General features: G+C 38.1%; 4 protein-coding genes and 1 tRNA gene. 4 read left to right on the top strand and 1 reads right to left on the bottom strand.

From position 1 onward, the window contains the following. Nucleotides 1-484 precede the first annotated feature (484 nt). The 4 genes from YQ22_RS08250 to YQ22_RS08265 all read left to right on the top strand — a co-directional run bounded on the left by YQ22_RS08250 (nt 485) and on the right by YQ22_RS08265 (nt 19,996). The gene (locus YQ22_RS08250; RefSeq protein WP_071340798.1) at nt 485-18,442 is read left to right on the top strand and encodes a T9SS type B sorting domain-containing protein; all 17,958 of its coding nucleotides are present in this window, start codon (nt 485-487) and stop codon (nt 18,440-18,442) included. A gap of 21 nt (nt 18,443-18,463) precedes the next feature. Further along, nucleotides 18,464-19,411 (top strand): PorP/SprF family type IX secretion system membrane protein, encoded by a 948-nt coding sequence (locus tag YQ22_RS08255; RefSeq protein ID WP_058105114.1) that lies wholly within the window; start codon nt 18,464-18,466, stop codon nt 19,409-19,411. Between the two features lie 44 nt (nt 19,412-19,455). Further along, nucleotides 19,456-19,827, top strand: coding sequence for a dihydroneopterin aldolase (folB, locus tag YQ22_RS08260; RefSeq protein ID WP_058104573.1), 372 nt, complete (start codon nt 19,456-19,458; stop codon nt 19,825-19,827). A gap of 98 nt (nt 19,828-19,925) precedes the next feature. Then, nucleotides 19,926-19,996: transfer RNA gene (locus YQ22_RS08265), tRNA-Cys, on the top strand. A gap of 70 nt (nt 19,997-20,066) precedes the next feature. Here YQ22_RS08265 and YQ22_RS08270 read toward each other — a convergent pair. After that, the gene (locus YQ22_RS08270; RefSeq protein WP_091607958.1) at nt 20,067-20,465 is read right to left on the bottom strand and encodes a DoxX family membrane protein; all 399 of its coding nucleotides are present in this window, start codon (nt 20,463-20,465) and stop codon (nt 20,067-20,069) included. Between the last annotated feature and the right edge of the window lie 4 nt (nt 20,466-20,469).

A 20,469-nucleotide genomic window follows, 5' to 3' on the forward strand; every position in this document is an offset into this window, starting at 1 on the left:
GAAAAACAGGTAAATGTCATTAAAAAATATCTGGAAATACAATTTTTGAAACGTTTGGTTCGGATGTTTTTTGTTCATTTTTTAAACATTAAATAGCCTTATTTTACTCATTTAAAATTGTTGTTAGTGCATTAAAACTTAGTTAAAAAAACATGAAAAATTTACTCTAATTTCAGAAAAAATGACACCGATTTTTACCCCTGAAAAAGAGGTGTTTACATTAAAAGTCTGCCAAAATTTTTATTAGGATTACCTCAATCGATGCATTTTTAAAGTCGTGTTTATGTGTGTATTATCGTTGAAATGCACACTTTTTGATAAAAACAAACCCATTTTATTTGCTGTTTCACAACAGAAAACATCGTTACCACAACAATAAATTCTTCACGTTACTACTAAGGTTAATATTTGTTATTGGAGAATTCCACGTGGACCGATGGGTAATCGATGTCGAGTGAAAGGAATGCTTCAACAATTTTTGGACATGACAAAGCTGACCACATTTTTAGATTTCAACAAACACATTTCTCTTATGGGAAAACAGTACTCAAAATGTTTATTTTTCATTTTATTCTTGGCACTTGGTTTACAAACTGCGGTTGCTCAGGTTAAAAATGATTTTGATGTTCGTTACGAAGCGGATATACGAGGTGAACTTACATTCATTGCTAACAACATTGTAAATAGAAGAATACCAGAGACCACAAGAAGACAATGGGTTTATAGAAATGGCAGATGGAGACGCGAAACTGTAACAATTCCTGAAGTTTCACCTAATGAACCACTTAACGCTACCGGAAGTTCTTCAGATTATAATGATAATTACGACATGCAGTATATTGATGTCGATAATGATAACAGCACATTCAGTTCTAGTAGTGCTAACTTAGAAATACCGGATGTTGATTGTTCATTGGTACGTTATGCAGGTCTTTATTGGTCAGCCGTTTATGTAAATCCAGATAGAAGTACTATTGATGATATTAAGTTTAGAACTCCAGGAGGAACTTACCAAGATATTACTGCAGATGAAATAATTTTTGACGGTAATGGTGATGTAGATTTCGGGTATTACAGTCCTTATGCAGCTTATAAAGATGTAACTTCTATAGTAGCTGGTTTAGGAAATCCAAATGGAGATTACTTTGTAGCCAATGTTAGAGCTAGTACAGGCAATAGTATTTCAGGTGGTATTTCCGGTGGATGGAAAATGGTCATTGTATATGAAAACCCAAATTTACCGGGTGATAAGTTCATCACCACTTTTGATGGTTATGCGGGTGTAAAATCCGGGGAAAGTATTGACATACCAGTAAACGGATTTACAACCTTGCCAGCACCTTTTCCTGTGTATGCAAATATGGGTGTTGCTGCCTTAGAAGGTGATAATAGAATTGGTGGTGATGCATTACAAATTAATGCCAACGGCTCTTTTACCACATTGTCAAACGGTCAAAACCCAGCAAATAACTTTTTTAATTCAAGTATTACTCAGTTCGATGCTCAGTATACCAATAGAAACCCTAATAGTGTAAATACACTGGGTTGGGATGTTGATCTTTTTGAAATACCTAATGGTGGTGCCAGTAATACCGTAATACCTAATGGTTCTACAAGTGCTATTTTAAGGGCAAGTTCTTCACAAGATAAGTATGATATCTTCTTTACTTCTTTTGATGTCGATATAATTGCGCCAAACATTGTTTTGGAAAAAAGAGTACAAACTCCAGGCGGTGTTGACATTACAGGTCAAGGGGTAAACTTAGGTCAAACATTGGATTATGTATTGACTTTTGAAAATATTGGTAATGATGATGGTGTCAACTATACCATTAGAGACGTATTGCCAGTTAACGTTTCTCCACCAGATGGACGTAGCTTTTTTAATGATACTGATTTTTCATTTCCCGCACCTATATGTACGGGAACACCTAGAACATGTTATGAAATTACGTATACCTATGATCCAGCAAGTAGGGAAATAGTTTTTAATGTTCCTGATGTTTATGTTGAGGATGAAGATGGGGAATATTCAATTATTTTTAGAGTTCAAGTTGCTGAAAACTGTTTTGACTTTATAAACGCATGTTCAGATTTAATCGAGAACTTGGCTTATAGCTCATATAGAGGTGAAAACAACTCTGCCCAAGTTACAGATGACCCAAGTGTTACAGATTTTAATTCTTGTGGATTTGTTGTTCCGGGAGCTACCAATTTCCTATTGGATGATTTGTCCGATTGTAATTTTCAAAGAACCATAGAACTTTGTGGTACAAGTACTATTTTAAATGCAGGTGATGGTTTTGATTCCTACGTATGGTATAGAGATACAAATAGTAACGGTGAAATTGATGCTACCGATATTGAAATTAATGATGGTGATCCAGATAATGACCCAAGTACACAAGTAGTAACACTTGTTGGTCAATATATAGTAGATAAAATTGTTGCCGATCCATGTAAAGGGTTTAAAGAAATTATAAATGTAGAGCCATTTGGTTCGGGTAATTTACCAAACCCTGTTACGGAATACTTTAATGAAGTAAATGGTGATGCCGACCCTAGTAATGACATACCTGGCGAAATAGTTTTCTGTTCAGATGATAGCTCTTTTTTACCTAAAATTTTCTTGTGCGGTATTAACGATACCCAACCATTGGCTGTTAATATTGTTGATGCTCAAAGTGTCACTTGGGAGATTTTGGATGAAGGTAGTTGCGGTGTTACTGTTGGTGAGGATTGTGCCAACAGGGCCCTTACTTGTTCTTGGACAGAAGTAGGTACCGGTAGTAATTATTTATTAAATGCACCAGGTGAATATAGGCTATCCGTAGTGTATCAAAATGGATGTACTAGCAGTTTCTATTTCAAAGGTTTTCAGAACAATTTAGATATAGATTTTAATAATAGGGATATTGTTTGTGATACTGATGGTAATATTACCATTACAAATATTGGAGCGGGTTACGGTTATCAATTGGTAGATAATGACACTAATAATGTTATTGTTCCATTTAGTGCTAACAACGGTCCAAGTTTTGATTTTGCTTCTGGTGAGAACGGTTCTTATAGAGTTGAGGTTACTCAATTAGATACAAACGGTGATCCAATTCAAGATGCATGTATTTTTTCAACTCCGGTTATAGGTATTAGAGAAAGAGCGGTAACATATGACGTAAGTGTAACTCCAGAGACGTGTTTCAATTTAGGTACTATTACGCTTCAGATAACAGATGCTGATTCTCCATATGATTTTGAAATAAGACTAGATGATGGCACTAATGGTGGATTGGGTACATTAGTAGATAGCCAAAATGGTCATGCAGATAATAACTATCCTTTTACAGATGTAAGTGCCGGTAATTATATCGCCTATATTTCTACAGATGATGGATGTTCTTATAGTGAAGCGGTTACTGTTTTAGATGAGAACGATTTAGAACTTACCGCTAGTGTAGACCAACATATTACTTGTGAAGATGGTATTATTTCAATGAATGCTAGTGGTGGTAACCCAGATTACTCTTATGTAATTTGGAGCTATGTTGATGAGGGAGGAGCTACGGTTATTTCTTATTCTGATTTTGCGGATATTCCTGCAACCAATTTCCAAACAGAGACTACGTTCAATGTTTCTGGAGCTGGAGATTATGTTTTCTTGGTATTGGATAGAACAGGATGTTATGTAGAATCAAATACGGTCTCTATAGAATATCACCCAACTGCAGATTTTGATCCAACTACTGTTACAGATGTACTTTGTTTTGGTGAAACTACCGGTAGAATTCAGTTTAATGTAACCAACCCTAATGGCTATACTTTAGATTTCGCATTATTTGATGATACCGATCAACCATTAGCAGATAACAGTACAGGTAGTTTTCCAAACTTGGCAGCAGGAGACTATAGAGTTGAAATTACCCAAACAAGGGGTACGGCAACTTGTATTTCAGAAGAAAGTTTTAGTATTGACGCACCAACGGCTGCAATTAGTGGTGATGCTATTTTGGTTCAAGATTATACCTGTTTACAAGAGGGTATAATTGAGGCACAAAATGTAATAGGAGGTACCGCACCATATTCATACAGTATTGACGGTATTAACTTTGTTCCCGATACGACAGCAAATGCTAATCGTTTTGAAAACTTAACAGATGGTTCTTATACCATTACTATTAGAGATGCTAATAACTGTACTTTTGTAACCAATCAAATTGTTATTGATAGACCAAATCCACCAACGGATTTAACTATTACGGAATCTCAAATTACATGTCCTGCTGGAACATCTAACTTAACTGTTAACGCAATTAATGGTACAGCACCTTACGTATATTCCATTACTGCACCTTCTGCCATTGGTCCAACAAGTACCTCAGGAAATGAGGCTGTCTTTGAAGATTTGTCTCCAGATACCTATACGATTAGGGTTACTGATGCGGATGGCTGTTTCTATGAAGAAAATTATACGATAAATGCAATCAATCCAATATCGGCTAGTGGAGCAACCACACAGCCTATTAGTTGTTTTGGAGCTGCAGATGGGGTTATTAGGTTCAATGTAAATTTCCAAGCAGGTCAAAACTTCACATATACAATCACCGGTCCTACAGGTGTTGTTAGAACTGGTGGTACAGAAGCTGTCATTGACAACATCAATAACTTGGTTGCCGGTATTTATACCATAGACATTGTAGATACGGATACCAACTGTACCTATTCTGAAACACATGAATTGGAAGGTCCTGCTTCGGCGTTGACCATTTCTAACCTAACTGAAACACAACCTAGTTGTGTAACATATGGTAGTGTTAGTGTAGCCGCAACTGGCGGATGGGGAAGCTATGTATATGAATTGAACAATCCAGATACTTCGGTTTTTGGGTCTAACTCAACAGGTTCTTTTACTGGTTTAACCCAGTCTGGTACATATAACGGTACGGTAACAGATGCTAATAACTGTAGCGTTCCGTTTACTTTTGACCTTAACCCTGCAACTGCTCCGGTATTGGTTATTACACCAAATCAAGATTGTTTTGATGATGCCGTGTTATTGACCTTGACCGCAAGTGTTTCTTCTGGTGGTGACGGTACTTTTGAATATAGTTTAAATGGCGGTCCTTTTAGTACAACCAATGTATTTTCTGATCTTTCAGCAGGAACATATACGGTTGAGGTAAGAGATGGTAATAATTGTACAGACACTGAAAGTATTACTATAAATCCTGCACTTACGGTAACTGCAAGCGCAAGTAACATTACTGCCTGCGGCACCGATACCGATATTACTATTAGTGGTGCAGGTGGCGATGGTAATTATGTATATGCAGTAGTTGCTGACGGGGTTACCCCAAATGCCGGAGACTTTGATCCAAGTACTACTGTGACGGTTACCGGCGCAGGTAATTATGATGTTTACATAAGAGATAATAACGGTAATGCTGATTTCTGTGAATCTAATTATGACATCACTATTGACCAAGATGATCCATTAGCATTATCTATTTCTAATACAGATATACTTTGTAGTGGAGAAAATCAATCTACTTTAACAATAGTTGCTTCTGGTGGTGAGGCACCATATACCTATAGTATTAATAATGGGACAAATTATCAAACTCCGAATACTTTTAATAACCTTGGTGCAGGTTCATACAACATTAGGGTAAGAGATGCTAACCTTTGTGAGGTAAATCAGATTTATAGCATATCAGAACCATTAAATTTATCTGCTTCGGCTGCAGTTGCGGCTTTAGTTGAATGTAATCCATCTGATGGCGCTGAGGTACGTATAACAAATGCTCAAGGTGGTACCGCACCTTATACATACAGTTTTGATGGCGGTAATACGTATGATACTAGTGCTATTGGTTACCTTTTAGCGGGATCACACACCGTGTATATTCAAGATGCTAACAATTGTACCTTTCCAATGGATATTACTATTGAGCAAGCACCTACACCACCAAATGTTGAATTAACGCCTAGCGTAGATTATTTATGTGATGGTACGGGTATTGTTACCATATCTGCAGATAATCCTAATCTAGAATATACTTATAGTATTGACGGAGTAGAAAACACACCAGCTAATTCTAATGTTTTTGATGCCGTATCTGTTGGTACACATACAGTTTCTGTAGATTATATAAGTAGTACACCACCATCGGTTAGTACTTTGTTACAAGAAAACTTTGGGTCTGGTGTAAATACGAGTATTTCTCAAATTGACCCTTTATATTGTTATGAACCACAAGATGGTAGTGAAAGTCTTTGCGGATTTGGGACGGATACACATATTCAGGATGGAGAATACTCTGTTACCAGTGTTATTTCAAACCCATACGGAAGCTGGTTAAGTCCTAATGATCACACAGGAATAGCTAATGGTAGATTTTTAGCAATTAATGTTGGAGGTGCTGCTGGTGTTGGAGGTATTATCTATGCTAAAAGAGGAGTGGAAATTATTCCAAATAGAGATATTACCATCTCACTTTATGCATTTAACTTGTTGCGTAATGGAACTTCGGGAGGTGACCCTACAATTGAAATAGAACTTGTAGATGCTGGGGGTAATGTAATTGCTAGCACAGCAACCGGAAATATTCCTAAAAATAATGGAATAAATGATTGGCAAAATTATAGTGTAACTCTAGATCCTGGGTCTAATTCTAATTTAGATATTGTTATTAGAACAAACTCAGCAGTAGTTAATGGAAATGACATTGCCATTGATGATATTTCAGCAACACAAACTCCAGAACAGTGTTCGCAGACAGTTACTATAGATGTTACGGTAGAAGATGGTAATGCATTTGAAGCTAGTCTTCTTTCTTCTGAAGATTTAGATTGTAATGGTGATAATTCTGGATCAATTACTTTTGAAGTAGATAACTATGGCGCAAGCGGATTTGAATATAGCTTAGATAATTTTGCTAGTATTTTAGGTAGTACAACGGTTTCACCACAAACTATATCCGGACTCTCTGCAGGTACGTATAGAGTATATGTTAGAGACGCGGCGAGTTCTTTACCTGGTTGTACAACATTTTTTGATCATACTATTAATGAACCAACAGTTGTGGTTGCTGATGCAGACCTTTCACAAGAATTTACTTGTAATAATGGCGGAGCAGAAATAACAGCGAGTGCTACAGGTGGTACTCCAGGGTATGAGTACCAATTAGAAGATACTTCTGGCGGAATAATAACTGCATATCAAACGAATACAGTATTTAATGGCTTATCGGCAGGAACATATAATATTCGTGCTAGAGATGCCAATGGTTGTTCAGATTTAATTGACACCCCAATTGTAGTTACGGCTCCGGAAACACCAGCTTTTACATTATTGGAAACAACGTGTTATAGTGGTAGTAATGATGCAACTATTGTTGTAGATGTTACCGCCGGTAATGGTGATTATCAGTTTAGAATAAATGGAGGAGCGTTTGTTACCCCTACTCCAATTGATGCAACCACATATACATTTACAGGTCTTTCAAATGGAACGTACACTATTGAGGTTACCGATGCTTATGGTTGTGATGCTTCTACCCAAACCGTAACCATTGAACAACAAGTAACGGTCAGTGCAAGTGCAAGTACTATAACAGCTTGCGGTACCGATAGTGAAATTAATATTACAGCAGCAGGTGGTGACGGAAATTATGTTTACGCAGTAGTTGCTGATGGTGTAACTCCTACAGCGAGCGATTATTCAGCTACCAATCCGGTTACCGTTAGTGGTGCTGGGGATTATGATGTTTATGTTTTGGATAACAATGGAGCGGCAGATGCATGTCCTGCCATGTACGACATCAATATTGATCAAGATGCTCCAGTAGCTGCTGTACCAACAGTAGTAGATGTAACTTGTTTTGGTGGAAATGACGGTAGTATTTCTTTAGCCCCTAGTGGTGGTGAAGCTCCGTATACTTTTAGTATAGATGGCGGTGCAAACTTCGGGTCTGTAAGTTTATTCAATAATCTAACTGCAGGCACATATGATGTTCGAGTTAGAGATGTAAATAATTGTGAGCTAACGTTGTCTGTTGACGTAGATCAATTACCAGAAATTGTCGCTGAGAGCCAACAAACACAAGATTATACCTGTAATCAACTGGCAGAAATTTCGGTAGGTAGCATTACACCTACTGTGGGCGGTTCGGGTTCTTATCAATATAGCTTAAACGGTGGTTCTTGGACGACTGCTACTACAGGTGGTACGGTTTTCACAGGATTGACCGATGGTGCGTATACTGTGCAGGTTAGAGATGCAAATAATACAGGTTGTGTTGTTGACCTTCCAAATATTGTTATAGCTCCATTACCAACGGAACCATCTTTAAGTAGTAGTGTTACTTATAATTGTGACGGTACAGGAAATATTACAGTTCTTCCTAATGATGCTACATATACATACAGTATTGATGGCAATACGCCACAGACTAGCAATATATTTAACAACGCATCTGTTGGTCAACATACGGTTACCGTGGATTATGGTAGTGACTGTACAACAGATATTATTGTAAATGTTCAAGACGGTAATGCTTTTGAAGCTGCAATTCTATCTTTTGAAGATTTGGATTGTAATGCAGATAATAGTGGTACAATTACTTTTGAAGTCGATAATTTTGGAGCTGGTGGTTATGAATATAGCTATGATAGTTCTTTTGCAACTATAGCAGGTAGTGATACCGCAACAACACATCAAATTACTGGTCTAGCTGCCGGTACTTATACTATTTATGTTAGAGACGTAGATAACCCTATTGCAGGGTGTACGGTTCCTTTAACACAAACAATAACAGAACCTTCAGCACTTGTAGTTTCAAATACACCTGTTCAACCAACATGTGATGATGATGGTTCGGTAACTATTAATGTAACCGGTGGTTCATCAGCATATTCTTATGTAATAGAACTGCCGGACGGCTCCAATACGGCTGCACAAAGCACAGGGGTATTTACAGGTTTGGATCAATTAGGTTTACATACGATAACGGTTACCGATGCAAATGGCTGTACGGAAACGGATACATTTACATTAACCGCTCCTGTAGCTCCTGTAGCGAGTATTTTACCAGGTTCAGATGTATGTTTTGATTCTTCGGTTACCGGATCAGCTACTATAGAGGTAGGCGCATCAGGTGGAATGGCACCTTACACTTACAGAATTGGAACGGGTGCATATAGAGCATCGAACAGTTTTACGGGTCTTACCCCAGGTAGTTATACTTTTGAGATTAGAGATGCCAATGGTTGTACAGATACGGTAACTTTTGATGTTGAACCTCAATTAACGGCGAACCTTACCCTAACAAAAGATTTGGATTGCTCGGTATCGCCAGATGCAACTATGGATTTACAGGTTGCTGGTGGTTATGCTCCTTATACTTATGAGTTAGATGTAAATAGTGGTGGTTATACCGCTTTTACGGGAACATTCCCATATACCACTTCTACAGCAGGTACGTATAGGTTTAGAATAACTGATAATCAAGGTTGTACAGCTGTTTCTAATATAGTTACGGTTACACCAACAGTAAACCCTGTTGCAACGGAAACCGTTACCAACCCTACGTGTTTTGGAGATACCAATGGTATCGTTGAAATCAATGTGGATCCTAACTTTGGTTCATCACCTTATGAAATTAGTTTTGACGGCAGTGCCTTTACAAGCCAAATGGTTTACACAGGTTTGGCCGCTGGTGCTTATAATTATATAGTTAGAGATTCTAAAGAATGTACGTATAATGGTAGTGCAATTGTTGTTGATCCAGTATTGTTTGATGCAAATGTTGTAGCAACAGACGTTAGTTGTGGTCCTTCTGGTGATATTCCAGGTAGTATTGAAATTACGATTACAAGTGGTGGGGTCCCTAATTTTACATACACCCTATATGATAATCTTAATAATGTTGTTCCTACGACAGGACCAAACCCTGTGGTAAATACGACAGCAACTACGGTAACTTTTGACGGATTGGCTTTCGGAGACTACTATGTTCGTGTATTGGATGCCAATGGTTGTGAGTATTACGAGAATCCGGTTAGGGTTTTGTCTAGTCCGTATTTATCGGTTGACCCGGTTTTAATGCCAGTTAGTTGTATTGCTGGTGGTACCGCTGAACTTACCGCAAGTGGAGGTTCAGGAAATTACGATTTTACTATTTATGGTACAGGTACCGCACCAGATGCTGAGGCGGCGGGTGCTACAGCTGATGAGGAAGTTGCAACATACAACGGACTAAACCCTGGTGCCAGTTATGTTTTTCAAGTGATCGACACGACAACAGGATGTTCTAGTTTTGTTGAAGTTGATATTCCTAATGTATCTGCTATTGATGTAGTTGCAGATCCAACGGTAACAGATGTTTCTTGTTATGGAGATACAGATGGGTCTATTTCTTTCCAGTTTGAAGAATATGATCCTAATGTAACTACTATAAATTATGAAATAAGAGAAAGCATTAGTAATACACCATTAGGTGGTGCATATTCAGGTAGTGTTACAGGTCCAATAGGTCCTGGTCCAACACCGTTGGAAACGGTTTCAAACATTCCTCCTGGAGATTACGTGCTATTTTTCCAAGAAGCAGCTACTCCTGAGTGTACAAATACTTTCGAATTTAGAATTTTAGAGCCTAATCCGGTGACTTTGACCTTGGCGGATCAAAATAACGGATACTGTTCTGAAGATGCTAATGTAACCGTAATTGCAGGCGGTGGAAATGGCTCTTATACGTATGCCTACGTTGAAAATGGTGTTTCTCCTGTTGCTGGTGATTATATTACTAGTAACTATGCGGAATTAGACCCTTCGGTTAATACAGAGTGGGATATTTATGTGATGGACGGTAACGGTTGTTCTACGGCACTACCATTGGATGTTACTATTGCAGACGACCCAACACCGGCTATTTCTGGTGTCGTAATCAACCAATGTACGGCAGATGAAGGTGACTTTATTATAGAAATTACTTTGGACGGAGAAGGTATTCAACCTTATACTTTGAGTATAAATAGCGGTTCTTACCAATCATCTACGTTGACTACTGCAGGCTCAACACATCAGTTTACAGATTTAAGTTCTGGAAACTACACCGTTCAAGTTCGTGATTTTAACGGTTGTGGAAATGTAGAGACGATCGAAATTTTTGCACCGACAGCTATTACAGCTGAAGTTACTACCCAACCTTCATGTACGGAAGGCGATGGAGAAATAATAATTACGGCTTATGGCGGATCTACATTCTATGAATATGAATTATTCGATAATGGCGGAGTTAGTGTAACTGGTAGCCCTCAACCTTCACCTATTTTTACAGGATTGGATTCAGGCATTTATACAGCTCATGTTTATGATACGGTTTTGGGTGGTTGTACTGCACAAACAGACGTAGAATTAGAGTTGGCAACCCCTGTTTTATTTACGACAGATATAACAGATGTAACTTGTTTTGGAGCAACAGATGGTTCTATAGTGGCCATTTTAGATGCATCTATGGATAACCCACCGTACGTTTATCAGTTATTTATTGAAACCGCGCCTTCGGTGTTAACTCCTGCAAGTGCCCCTCAAACAACGGGTACATTTACAAATTTAGCCGCAAATGATGATTACGTTGTTAGGGTAACTTCTGGACGTGGTTGTGAGTTAGAGGTAGATAGTCCTGTAGGTACTCCGTTACAAATTGCAAATGTAAATGCAGATGTTGTTGAATTTGGTTGTACAGCTGGTAACAATTCAAACAATGCAACTATAACCGTGGATACGGCAGCAATTACAGGAGGTAGCAATACCTATGTAACTTACGAATTTATTGATAGCAGCTCTGCTGTTGTTCAGTCTGGATCATCTAATGTTTTAACGGTTACCGATAGAACGGGTGAAACATATACCATCAATGTTTATGATGATAATGGATGTTCCGGTAGCACTACGGCTACTGTGCTTCCGTATGATGAATTAACAGGAGCAACGGCCGCGGTGACCAATACGGTTACTTGTGCGCCTGGTGCTGATGGTGAAATTACCGTAACGGCAACTTCTACAGCTAGTGATAGTTCTAAATACGAGTATAGTATTGATAATGGTGTTACATACCTTTCTACCAATGTTTTTGGCGGATTGTCTGCTGGAAACCATAACTTCTTGATAAGACATACAGATACGGGTTGTATTATAACTGCTTCGGCTAGAATTGAAGAGCCAAACACGTTTACGATTGATGTTGTTAAAACAAGTGATGTTATTTGCTTTGGAACAAATACCGGTGAAGTAACTTTTGAATTGATAGATGCTACATACAGCACAGGTTTTGATTGGGAAATTTTCCGTACTGATAATACTTCTGTTCTTAGTGGTTCTGAAGCTGCGAACGGTCCTACACCAATAATTAATTTAGGTGTTGGTGAATACTATGTTTCTATTTCACAAACCAACAATCCATTCTGTACCAATGTTGAATTTTTTAATATTGCAGGTCCAGATGCAGCTATTACGGGTAATACGGTAGTAAATGATATTACTTGTGTACCAGGAAATGATGGTAGTATAACCATTACCGATGTTGTTGGTGGATGGGGTGGATACACCTATTATGTTGGTACAAGTGCTCCTGCAACTACAGATTTCGTAGCTAACGCTACTTTTGATTCGTTACCTGCTGGTACATACCAAGCTTGGGTTCGTGATGCTGAAGGTTGTGAGCAATTAATACAAGATAATATTGTACTTGAGGTTCCAGACCCAATTGCGGCAACATTAGCAGTAAACATAGAAAATTGTACAAACTTACAGGGAGAAATAGAAGTTAGTGTACCAACTGGCGGTCAAGGAAGTAACTATACCTACCAATTGGTAATGGATGGGTCTAATTTCCGTACTCCGCAGAACACTAGAGTTTTCTCAGGTTTAGGTGCCGGAGCATATGAAGTGATCATTACAGATCAATGGGGTTGTACATTTACAACTGCTCCAGTAGAATTATACGAACAGTTAAGTGCAACTACTACGGTAGACAAGGCTATTGATTGTACGGGTACACCAGGTGGTACTATCACTATCAATGTAACCGGTGGTTCAACAAACCTTGAGTTTATAATGACACCTCCAACAGGTGCTGCGGTTACGCAAACCAATAATGCAACATTTACTGACTTAACCGTTGATGGAACGTATAGTTTCTTAATAAGAGATTTAGATACTACAAATCCTGTTTGTGAAATTACGGTAACGCAAGAGTTGGCTCCTGCTATTCAACCTGTTTTTACAGATTCGCATATAGATATTACTTGTTTTGGAGCTAACAATGGGTCAATCACTTTGACACAAGTTGAAAACGGAGTAAATCCGTTAACATTTACGATATCTCCAGTAGCAGGAACATTCAATGCAAGTAACAATACATTTGAAGGCTTACCTCCAAATACGTACGTTGTAACGGCAACAGGAACTAACGGTTGTACTACGGCATCAGGTAACATTGTAATAGACGAACCTGCAGTAATATCGAACATAGATACTACAGTTGTAGAATTCGGTTGTACTGCTGGTAATAATCCTAACAATGCTACAATTACAGTTGACGAGACTGCCATTACCGGTGGTAGCGGTAACTATGTAATCTATGAATTTGTGGATAGCAGTTCGGCTGTGGTACAATCTGGTGCATCAAATGTATTAGTGGTTACAAATAGAGCAGGTGATACTTATACCATCAATGTTTATGATGATAAGGGTTGTGCTGGTAGCACAACAGCTACTGTTCTTCCTTTTGATGAGATTACCGATATAGACGCTTCGGTTTCAAATACGGTTACATGTGCTCCTGGTAGCGATGGCGAAATTACGGTAGTGGTGACATCTACTTTAAGCGACCCAACTAGGTTCGAATATAGCATTGATAATGGTGCTAACTACCAAACTTCTAACGTGTTCGGTAGTTTGTCTGCGGGATCGTATACGATATTGGCAAGACATATTGATACGGGTTGTGTGGTTTCTGTTGCGGAAACTATAGAAGAGCCAAACACATTTACCATTGATGTTGTTAAAACAAGTGATGTAATTTGTTTTGGAACAGATACGGGTGCTGTGAACTTTGAATTAGTTGATGCAACCTACCCTGGCGGATTTACTTGGACTATTTATGACACTGAGGGAACATTAGCAGATACTAGTGATGACACGGTTGTTATTTCTGGTTCAGAAGCAACAACAAATGGACCTACAGCAGATATTAACTTATTTGCAGGTAGTTACTATGTTTCTATTACACAAGACAACAACCCTTTCTGTACAAATACAGAAGCGTTCACTATTAACGGTCCTACAGCTGATATCAGCGGATCTACGGTAGTAACTGATATTACATGTGTACCAGGAAATGATGGTTCAATTACCATTACCGATGTTGAAGGTGGTTGGGGTGGTTATACGTATTTTGTTGGTACAAGTGCTCCTGCAACTACAGATTTCGTAGCTAACGCTACTTTTGATTTGTTACCTGCTGGTACTTACCAAGCATGGGCTCGTGACGCTGAAGGTTGTGAGCGATTAATTCAAGATAACATTGTTTTGGATGTTCCAGACCCAATAGCAGCAACATTAGATGTAAACATAGAGAACTGCACCAACTTACAAGGAGAAATTGAAGTAAGTGTGCCTACTGGCGGTCAAGGAAGTAATTATACATACCAATTAAGATTAAACGGTACTGATTTCCGTGCACCACAAAACACTAGAGTATTCTCAGGTCTTGGTGCTGGTAGTTATGATGTTACTATTATAGACCAATGGGGCTGTACTTTTACAACTAATGCGGTGGTACTTTATGAACAAATGGATGTTTCTACGACAGTAGATAAGTCTATTGATTGTACGGTGACTCCGGGTGGAGAAATAACGGTTAATGTAACCGGTGGTTCAACAAACCTTGAGTTTGAAATGAATACTCCATTAGGTTCTGTGGTAACTCAAACAACAGGTGTGTTTACAAACTTAACAGAGGCTGGAACATATACTTTTGTGGTTAGGGATTTAGATACGACAAATCCAGTTTGTGAAAGAACGGTAACTCAAGTTCTAGATGCTCCAGTAGACCCTGTATTATTAGATGCAACTATTGTTAATGTAAGTTGTTTTGGGGATAGTAACGGTAGTATTAGAGCCAATATTGATCCGGCAACAGATGATAATCCTATTTATCAGTATGAATTATATGATATTGCAGATTTGGTAACGCCAATTGTGCCAGCTCAAAACGATCCGTTGTTTACAGGTTTAGCTGCAGGAGAATACCAAGTAAGAGTAATTTCTAGTAGAGGCTGTGATGCTGTTAAGAATGAAACCATTACTCAACCAACGCAATTAACCGTTTCTGCAACAGCAACAGAATTTAGTTGTGCGGCAGATAATAGTGTAAATACTGCGACTATAACAGCTACGGCTGGTACAGGTACAGGAACCGCACCATACCTATACAGTATTGATAATGTTATTTTCCAAGCGTCAAATACATTCAATGTTACGGACGATGGAAGCGTACAAACCATAGATGTTTATGTAAAAGATGCCAATGGTTGTAACACTTTCGATACCGTTACAATTCAACCTATAAATACATTTACGGCTACATTAGCTCAAGATGTCGCAATTACATGTACAAACGATGAGAGAATAACAATTTCAGTAGTTGATAATGGTTTGGCACATAACTATGGTTATGAATTGTTACCAATTGGTAATGCCACAGGTACTTTGGTTAGTACAACAGCAACATCTGCAACTTACGATTTAAATACTGTTGGTTCCTATGTGTTTAGAGTTACAGATTTAGATACGGGTTGTTATGTTAATACGGCAAGTTATACGGTTGCTCCGTTCGATTTTATAACTGCTACGGCAACGGCTATAACAGAAGTTACATGTTTTGGTGATACCAATGGAAGTTTGGAAATTGATATTGATGGGTATACCGGATATTACACTTATGAAGTGTTCAACGCCGCAGGAGCATCGGTTATAGCAGCAACTGCTTCGGATACCAGTGTTAATCCAAGAACAATAACAGGATTATCCGGTGGTAGCTACTATGTTACCATTACAGAAACAGATGTTCCCTTTTGTTCTGAAGATACAAATATGGTGACAATAATTTCTCCGGATAGACCACTGAGCGGTGTGATAACGCCTTTGGCAGAAGCTACTTGTACAGATGATCAAGGGGTTATTAGAGTTGAAATAGAGGGCGGCTATAGTCCTTATGATATCGTATTGACCAACACTACAACTGGTGATGTTTATACCATGGACGATGTAAATGAAGGAGTCTTTACAGATTTAGCTGCGGGTGCTTTCACAATAAGCATTACCGATGATGCCGGATGTATTGTAAATTATACTGAAACATTAACGCCAGCAACACCTATAGTGGCTAATGCAACACCGCTTGTAACAGACCTAGCTTGTTACGGTGATACAGGAGCGGTTGTAACTGCAAATGTAACAGGTGGCGGTAGTGGAAATTATAGCTATCAGTTGAATTTCTATAATGAAACCGGTACTACGATTACTACAACGACTGGTGTACAAACCAATCCTAATTTTACGGATCTAGGCGCAGGTTTCTATAGCGTTACCGTAGTCGATGGGTGGAACTGTGATACCACAACAAATGTTGTTGAGGTAAGAGAGCCAACAGAAGTACAGGCAAGTTTAATTAGAACGGATGCATTGACCTGTACTACTGGTGCTGAGTTTGAACTTACTGCCACAGGTGGTAGCGGAACATATGAGTATAGCGTTGATAACGTCAACTTCTTGCCTATGACCAGTAATCCGTTAGGGTTACCTGAAACAGGTATGTATCCTGCCGGTAGATATCAATTCTATGTACGTGATGCTATTAACGGTTGTGAGTCTGCAGTTTCAAATGCAATTACAGAAAGTGAGATTCCTGCTTTAGAATTAACGGTTGATACCTCTGCTGCGGTACTGAACTGTACAGGTGAAAGCACGGCTATTATTTATGCAACTGCCGATGGCGGATTAGGTAACTACCAATATGAGTTGTTTACAGATAGTTCTTTAAGCGTAGCTTCTAGAATTGCCGGTCCACAATCTCAAGGTGTGTTTAGAGATTTGGGAGCAGGTACGTATTATGTAACTGTAGTTAGTGATGATTGTACAACAACACCAGAAGAGGTTATTATTGTAGAACCTACACCTCTTTCTTATACAGACAATGTTGTTGATATTACTTGTGAAGGAGAGAACAATGGTGAAATAACGGTTACATTATCTGGTGGAGCAGGTGGTTATCAATATGCAATTTCACCAAATCTGAACCAATTCTATGATGAAAACACGTTTACAGAATTGGGTCCTGGAGAGTATACTGTTATAGCTCAAGACCAAAATGGTTGTTTTGAATACTTAACGTATACTATTTCTGAACCATCAAGTTTGGTTGTTGAAGTAGAGACTACACCGGAAATTTGTGTTGATAGTCAAGATGGTACTATAATTCTTGATATCTCAGGAGGTACGGCACCATATAGTACAGCGTTGAATTCTAATAGCGATGAAGATTTTGTACTGAACAGAACTGAATTCTATGATATGGCAGCAGGTAATTACATCATTGTAATTAAAGATGCCAATGGTTGTGATACCAATGTTGTAGTTGATATTGAATCGGGAGTAAACCTTAATGCAACGGTAATTCCTGTTTACGAATGTTCGGGTAATGTGCCAGATAATTTTGTGAACATCACATTAGAAGATGATAGTGTAATTGGAGATGTGTTATACGCAATAGATTCTGTGGACCCTGCAGATCTTCAATTGAATCCTGATTTTAGAAACTCGGCACCGGGCAACCATTACATTACTATTGCCCATGCTAACGGGTGTTTTGTAACTATTGATTTTGTAATTGAGGATTTTGAGCCACTGACACTAGCCTTGGAACAAAATAACATGAACGAAATAACAGCTGTTGTTGAAGGTGGTAGAGAAGGTTACAACTATTATTTTGATGGAATAGATAATGGCGATAGCAATACCTTCTATATTACTAGAACAGATACCTATGAAGTTCGTGTAGTTGATGAGAATGGATGCTCAAGGGTAGCAAATATATTTATGGAGTTTATAGACGTGGAAATACCTAATTTCTTTACCCCAGATGGAGATGGGCAGAACGATTTATGGATCCCAAGAAATATTGAGCAATACCCAGAAATACTAATAAAAATATTTGATCGTTATGGTAGAGTGGTTTCTGAACAATCTGTTGATTCTGAAGGTTGGGACGGAACATATTTAGACAATGAATTGCCAACGGGAGACTACTGGTACGTAGTTAAACTAAATGGCGATAGAGACGAAAGAGAATTTGTTGGACACTTTACCCTATACCGTTAAAAACTTAACCTAAAAATGATGATGCGGAACAGTCTATTGACACTGGTATTATTTATAAGCGTGCTCACCGCAAGAGGGCAAGAGCTTACTATACCTCAATTATCTCAATATCTTGCCGATAACCCCTTTGTAATGTCCCCAACTTACGCAGGTATCGGTGACCATGTTAAAATAAGATTGAATGGTCTTACCCAATGGGTAGGTATTAAAGATGCGCCAGATACCCAATCTCTTGCAGCAGATATGCGAATAGGAGAAAAATCGGGTATTGGTATGGTCTTGTATAATGACAGTAATGGTGAAACCAAACAACAGGGTGCAAGATTATCATTTGCACACCATTTGACTTTAGATCGTTATGATGATGAGTTTTTATCTTTTGGATTGTCTTACAACTACAATCAATTTAGAATAGACAATTCTAATCCAGATTTAATTGCGGACCCGGCGTATGTTGGAGATAAGGCAACCACCAACCATAACTTTGACATTGGTGTATTGTACAGGTACGATAAGTTTTATTTCAGTGCCAACGCATCAAACATTTTAGATAAGGATCTAAGTAATTTTAATGAATTATATGAGCCTAATAGATTAAGAAACTACTATATCTATACCGGATATAGATATATGAAGAAAAGAACTAGTAAAGTAGAAGTAGAGCCTTCTGTATTGTTTCAGTTATTTGAGAGTGATGGTAGATCGGTTACGGATCTAAACTTAAAGTTCAGGTTTTATGATTTTGAAGATTACTTCTATGCTGGGGTGAACTATCGTTTCTTGAACGATCAAATAGGAAACCCACTTTATATAGCTCCTATTGCAGGTTTAAAGAAGAGTAATTTTTACTTCGGATATTCTTATCAGGTAATTTTAAACGAACTTCTTGGCTATAGTTCAGGTACACACGTAATCACCTTAGGGGTAGATTTATTTCAAGGGATCAGTAATTGTCGTTGTACATACTAAAGCTATAGGGAGATTCATTAAATTTGTACTCCAGAATATAAGTAATGGGTAAAGTACAATTAGAGAATATAAAAGCATACGCCCATCATGGGTGCTTGCCACAAGAAACCAATATTGGCAGTGATTATTTGGTCAACGTTTCCGTAGATACGAATTTATTAAAAGCTTCGGTCACAGATGAATTAAAGGACACGGTAGACTATGTTCATATCAACAGAATTGTAAAGCAAGAAATGGCAATACCATCAAAATTGTTGGAGCATGTTGCCAAAAGAATCATTGATAGAATTTTTATTGAATTGCCTACCGTAGACACTGCAATGGTATCTGTTTCCAAGATCAATCCGCCCATTAATGGAGATGTAGAAAAGGTAACCGTATCATTGAATTTGCAACGTGGTCAATTGGTAAACTAGAATCATCCACCTTAAATATTATAATTTACTACAATTTCTTGGTTGTGAATGCAGCTTAGATTGGTATAAATTGTTTATTTTTGCTCTCGCTAAAAAAGGGCATCGTGGCCGAGTGGCTAGGCAGAGCTCTGCAAAAGCTTGTACAGCGGTTCGAATCCGCTCGATGCCTCAAAAAAACCCTCCAAGTTGGAGGGTTTTGCTTTTTTAATAAATGAACCTTTTTTATAGGCTATACTTCCTTAAGATTGTAGCAAAAACACCAATAATATTGTAGGTATAAAATAAACGGCAATAGTTTTAGCTCCTTCGTAATCCTTGGCCACACGTTGCCCAAATAGCAACATTAAAAGTGTTATACTTGATAATACTGCGCCATACATTGCAAAAGTGGTATTACCAGAACTCAAAATTTGGTAAATGCCAATAACGCATAAAAGTCCTGCAATAACTTCTGTTACCAAAATTATCCCAACCAGCAGTGGAACACTATTTTTAAACGGGGTTTTAGAAAAATGCTCTTTAAGCCATGAGACATTTCCGTTCCAATCGGTAATTTTATCAAAACCACTTTGTAAAAAGGTAATGATTAAAAATAATAGCAATAAAACTTCTGTAGCGTTGTTCATTAATATCTCCATTTAG

This window comes from Maribacter sp. 1_2014MBL_MicDiv (assembly GCF_001865655.1).
Classification (GTDB): Bacteria; Bacteroidota; Bacteroidia; order Flavobacteriales; family Flavobacteriaceae; genus Maribacter; species Maribacter dokdonensis.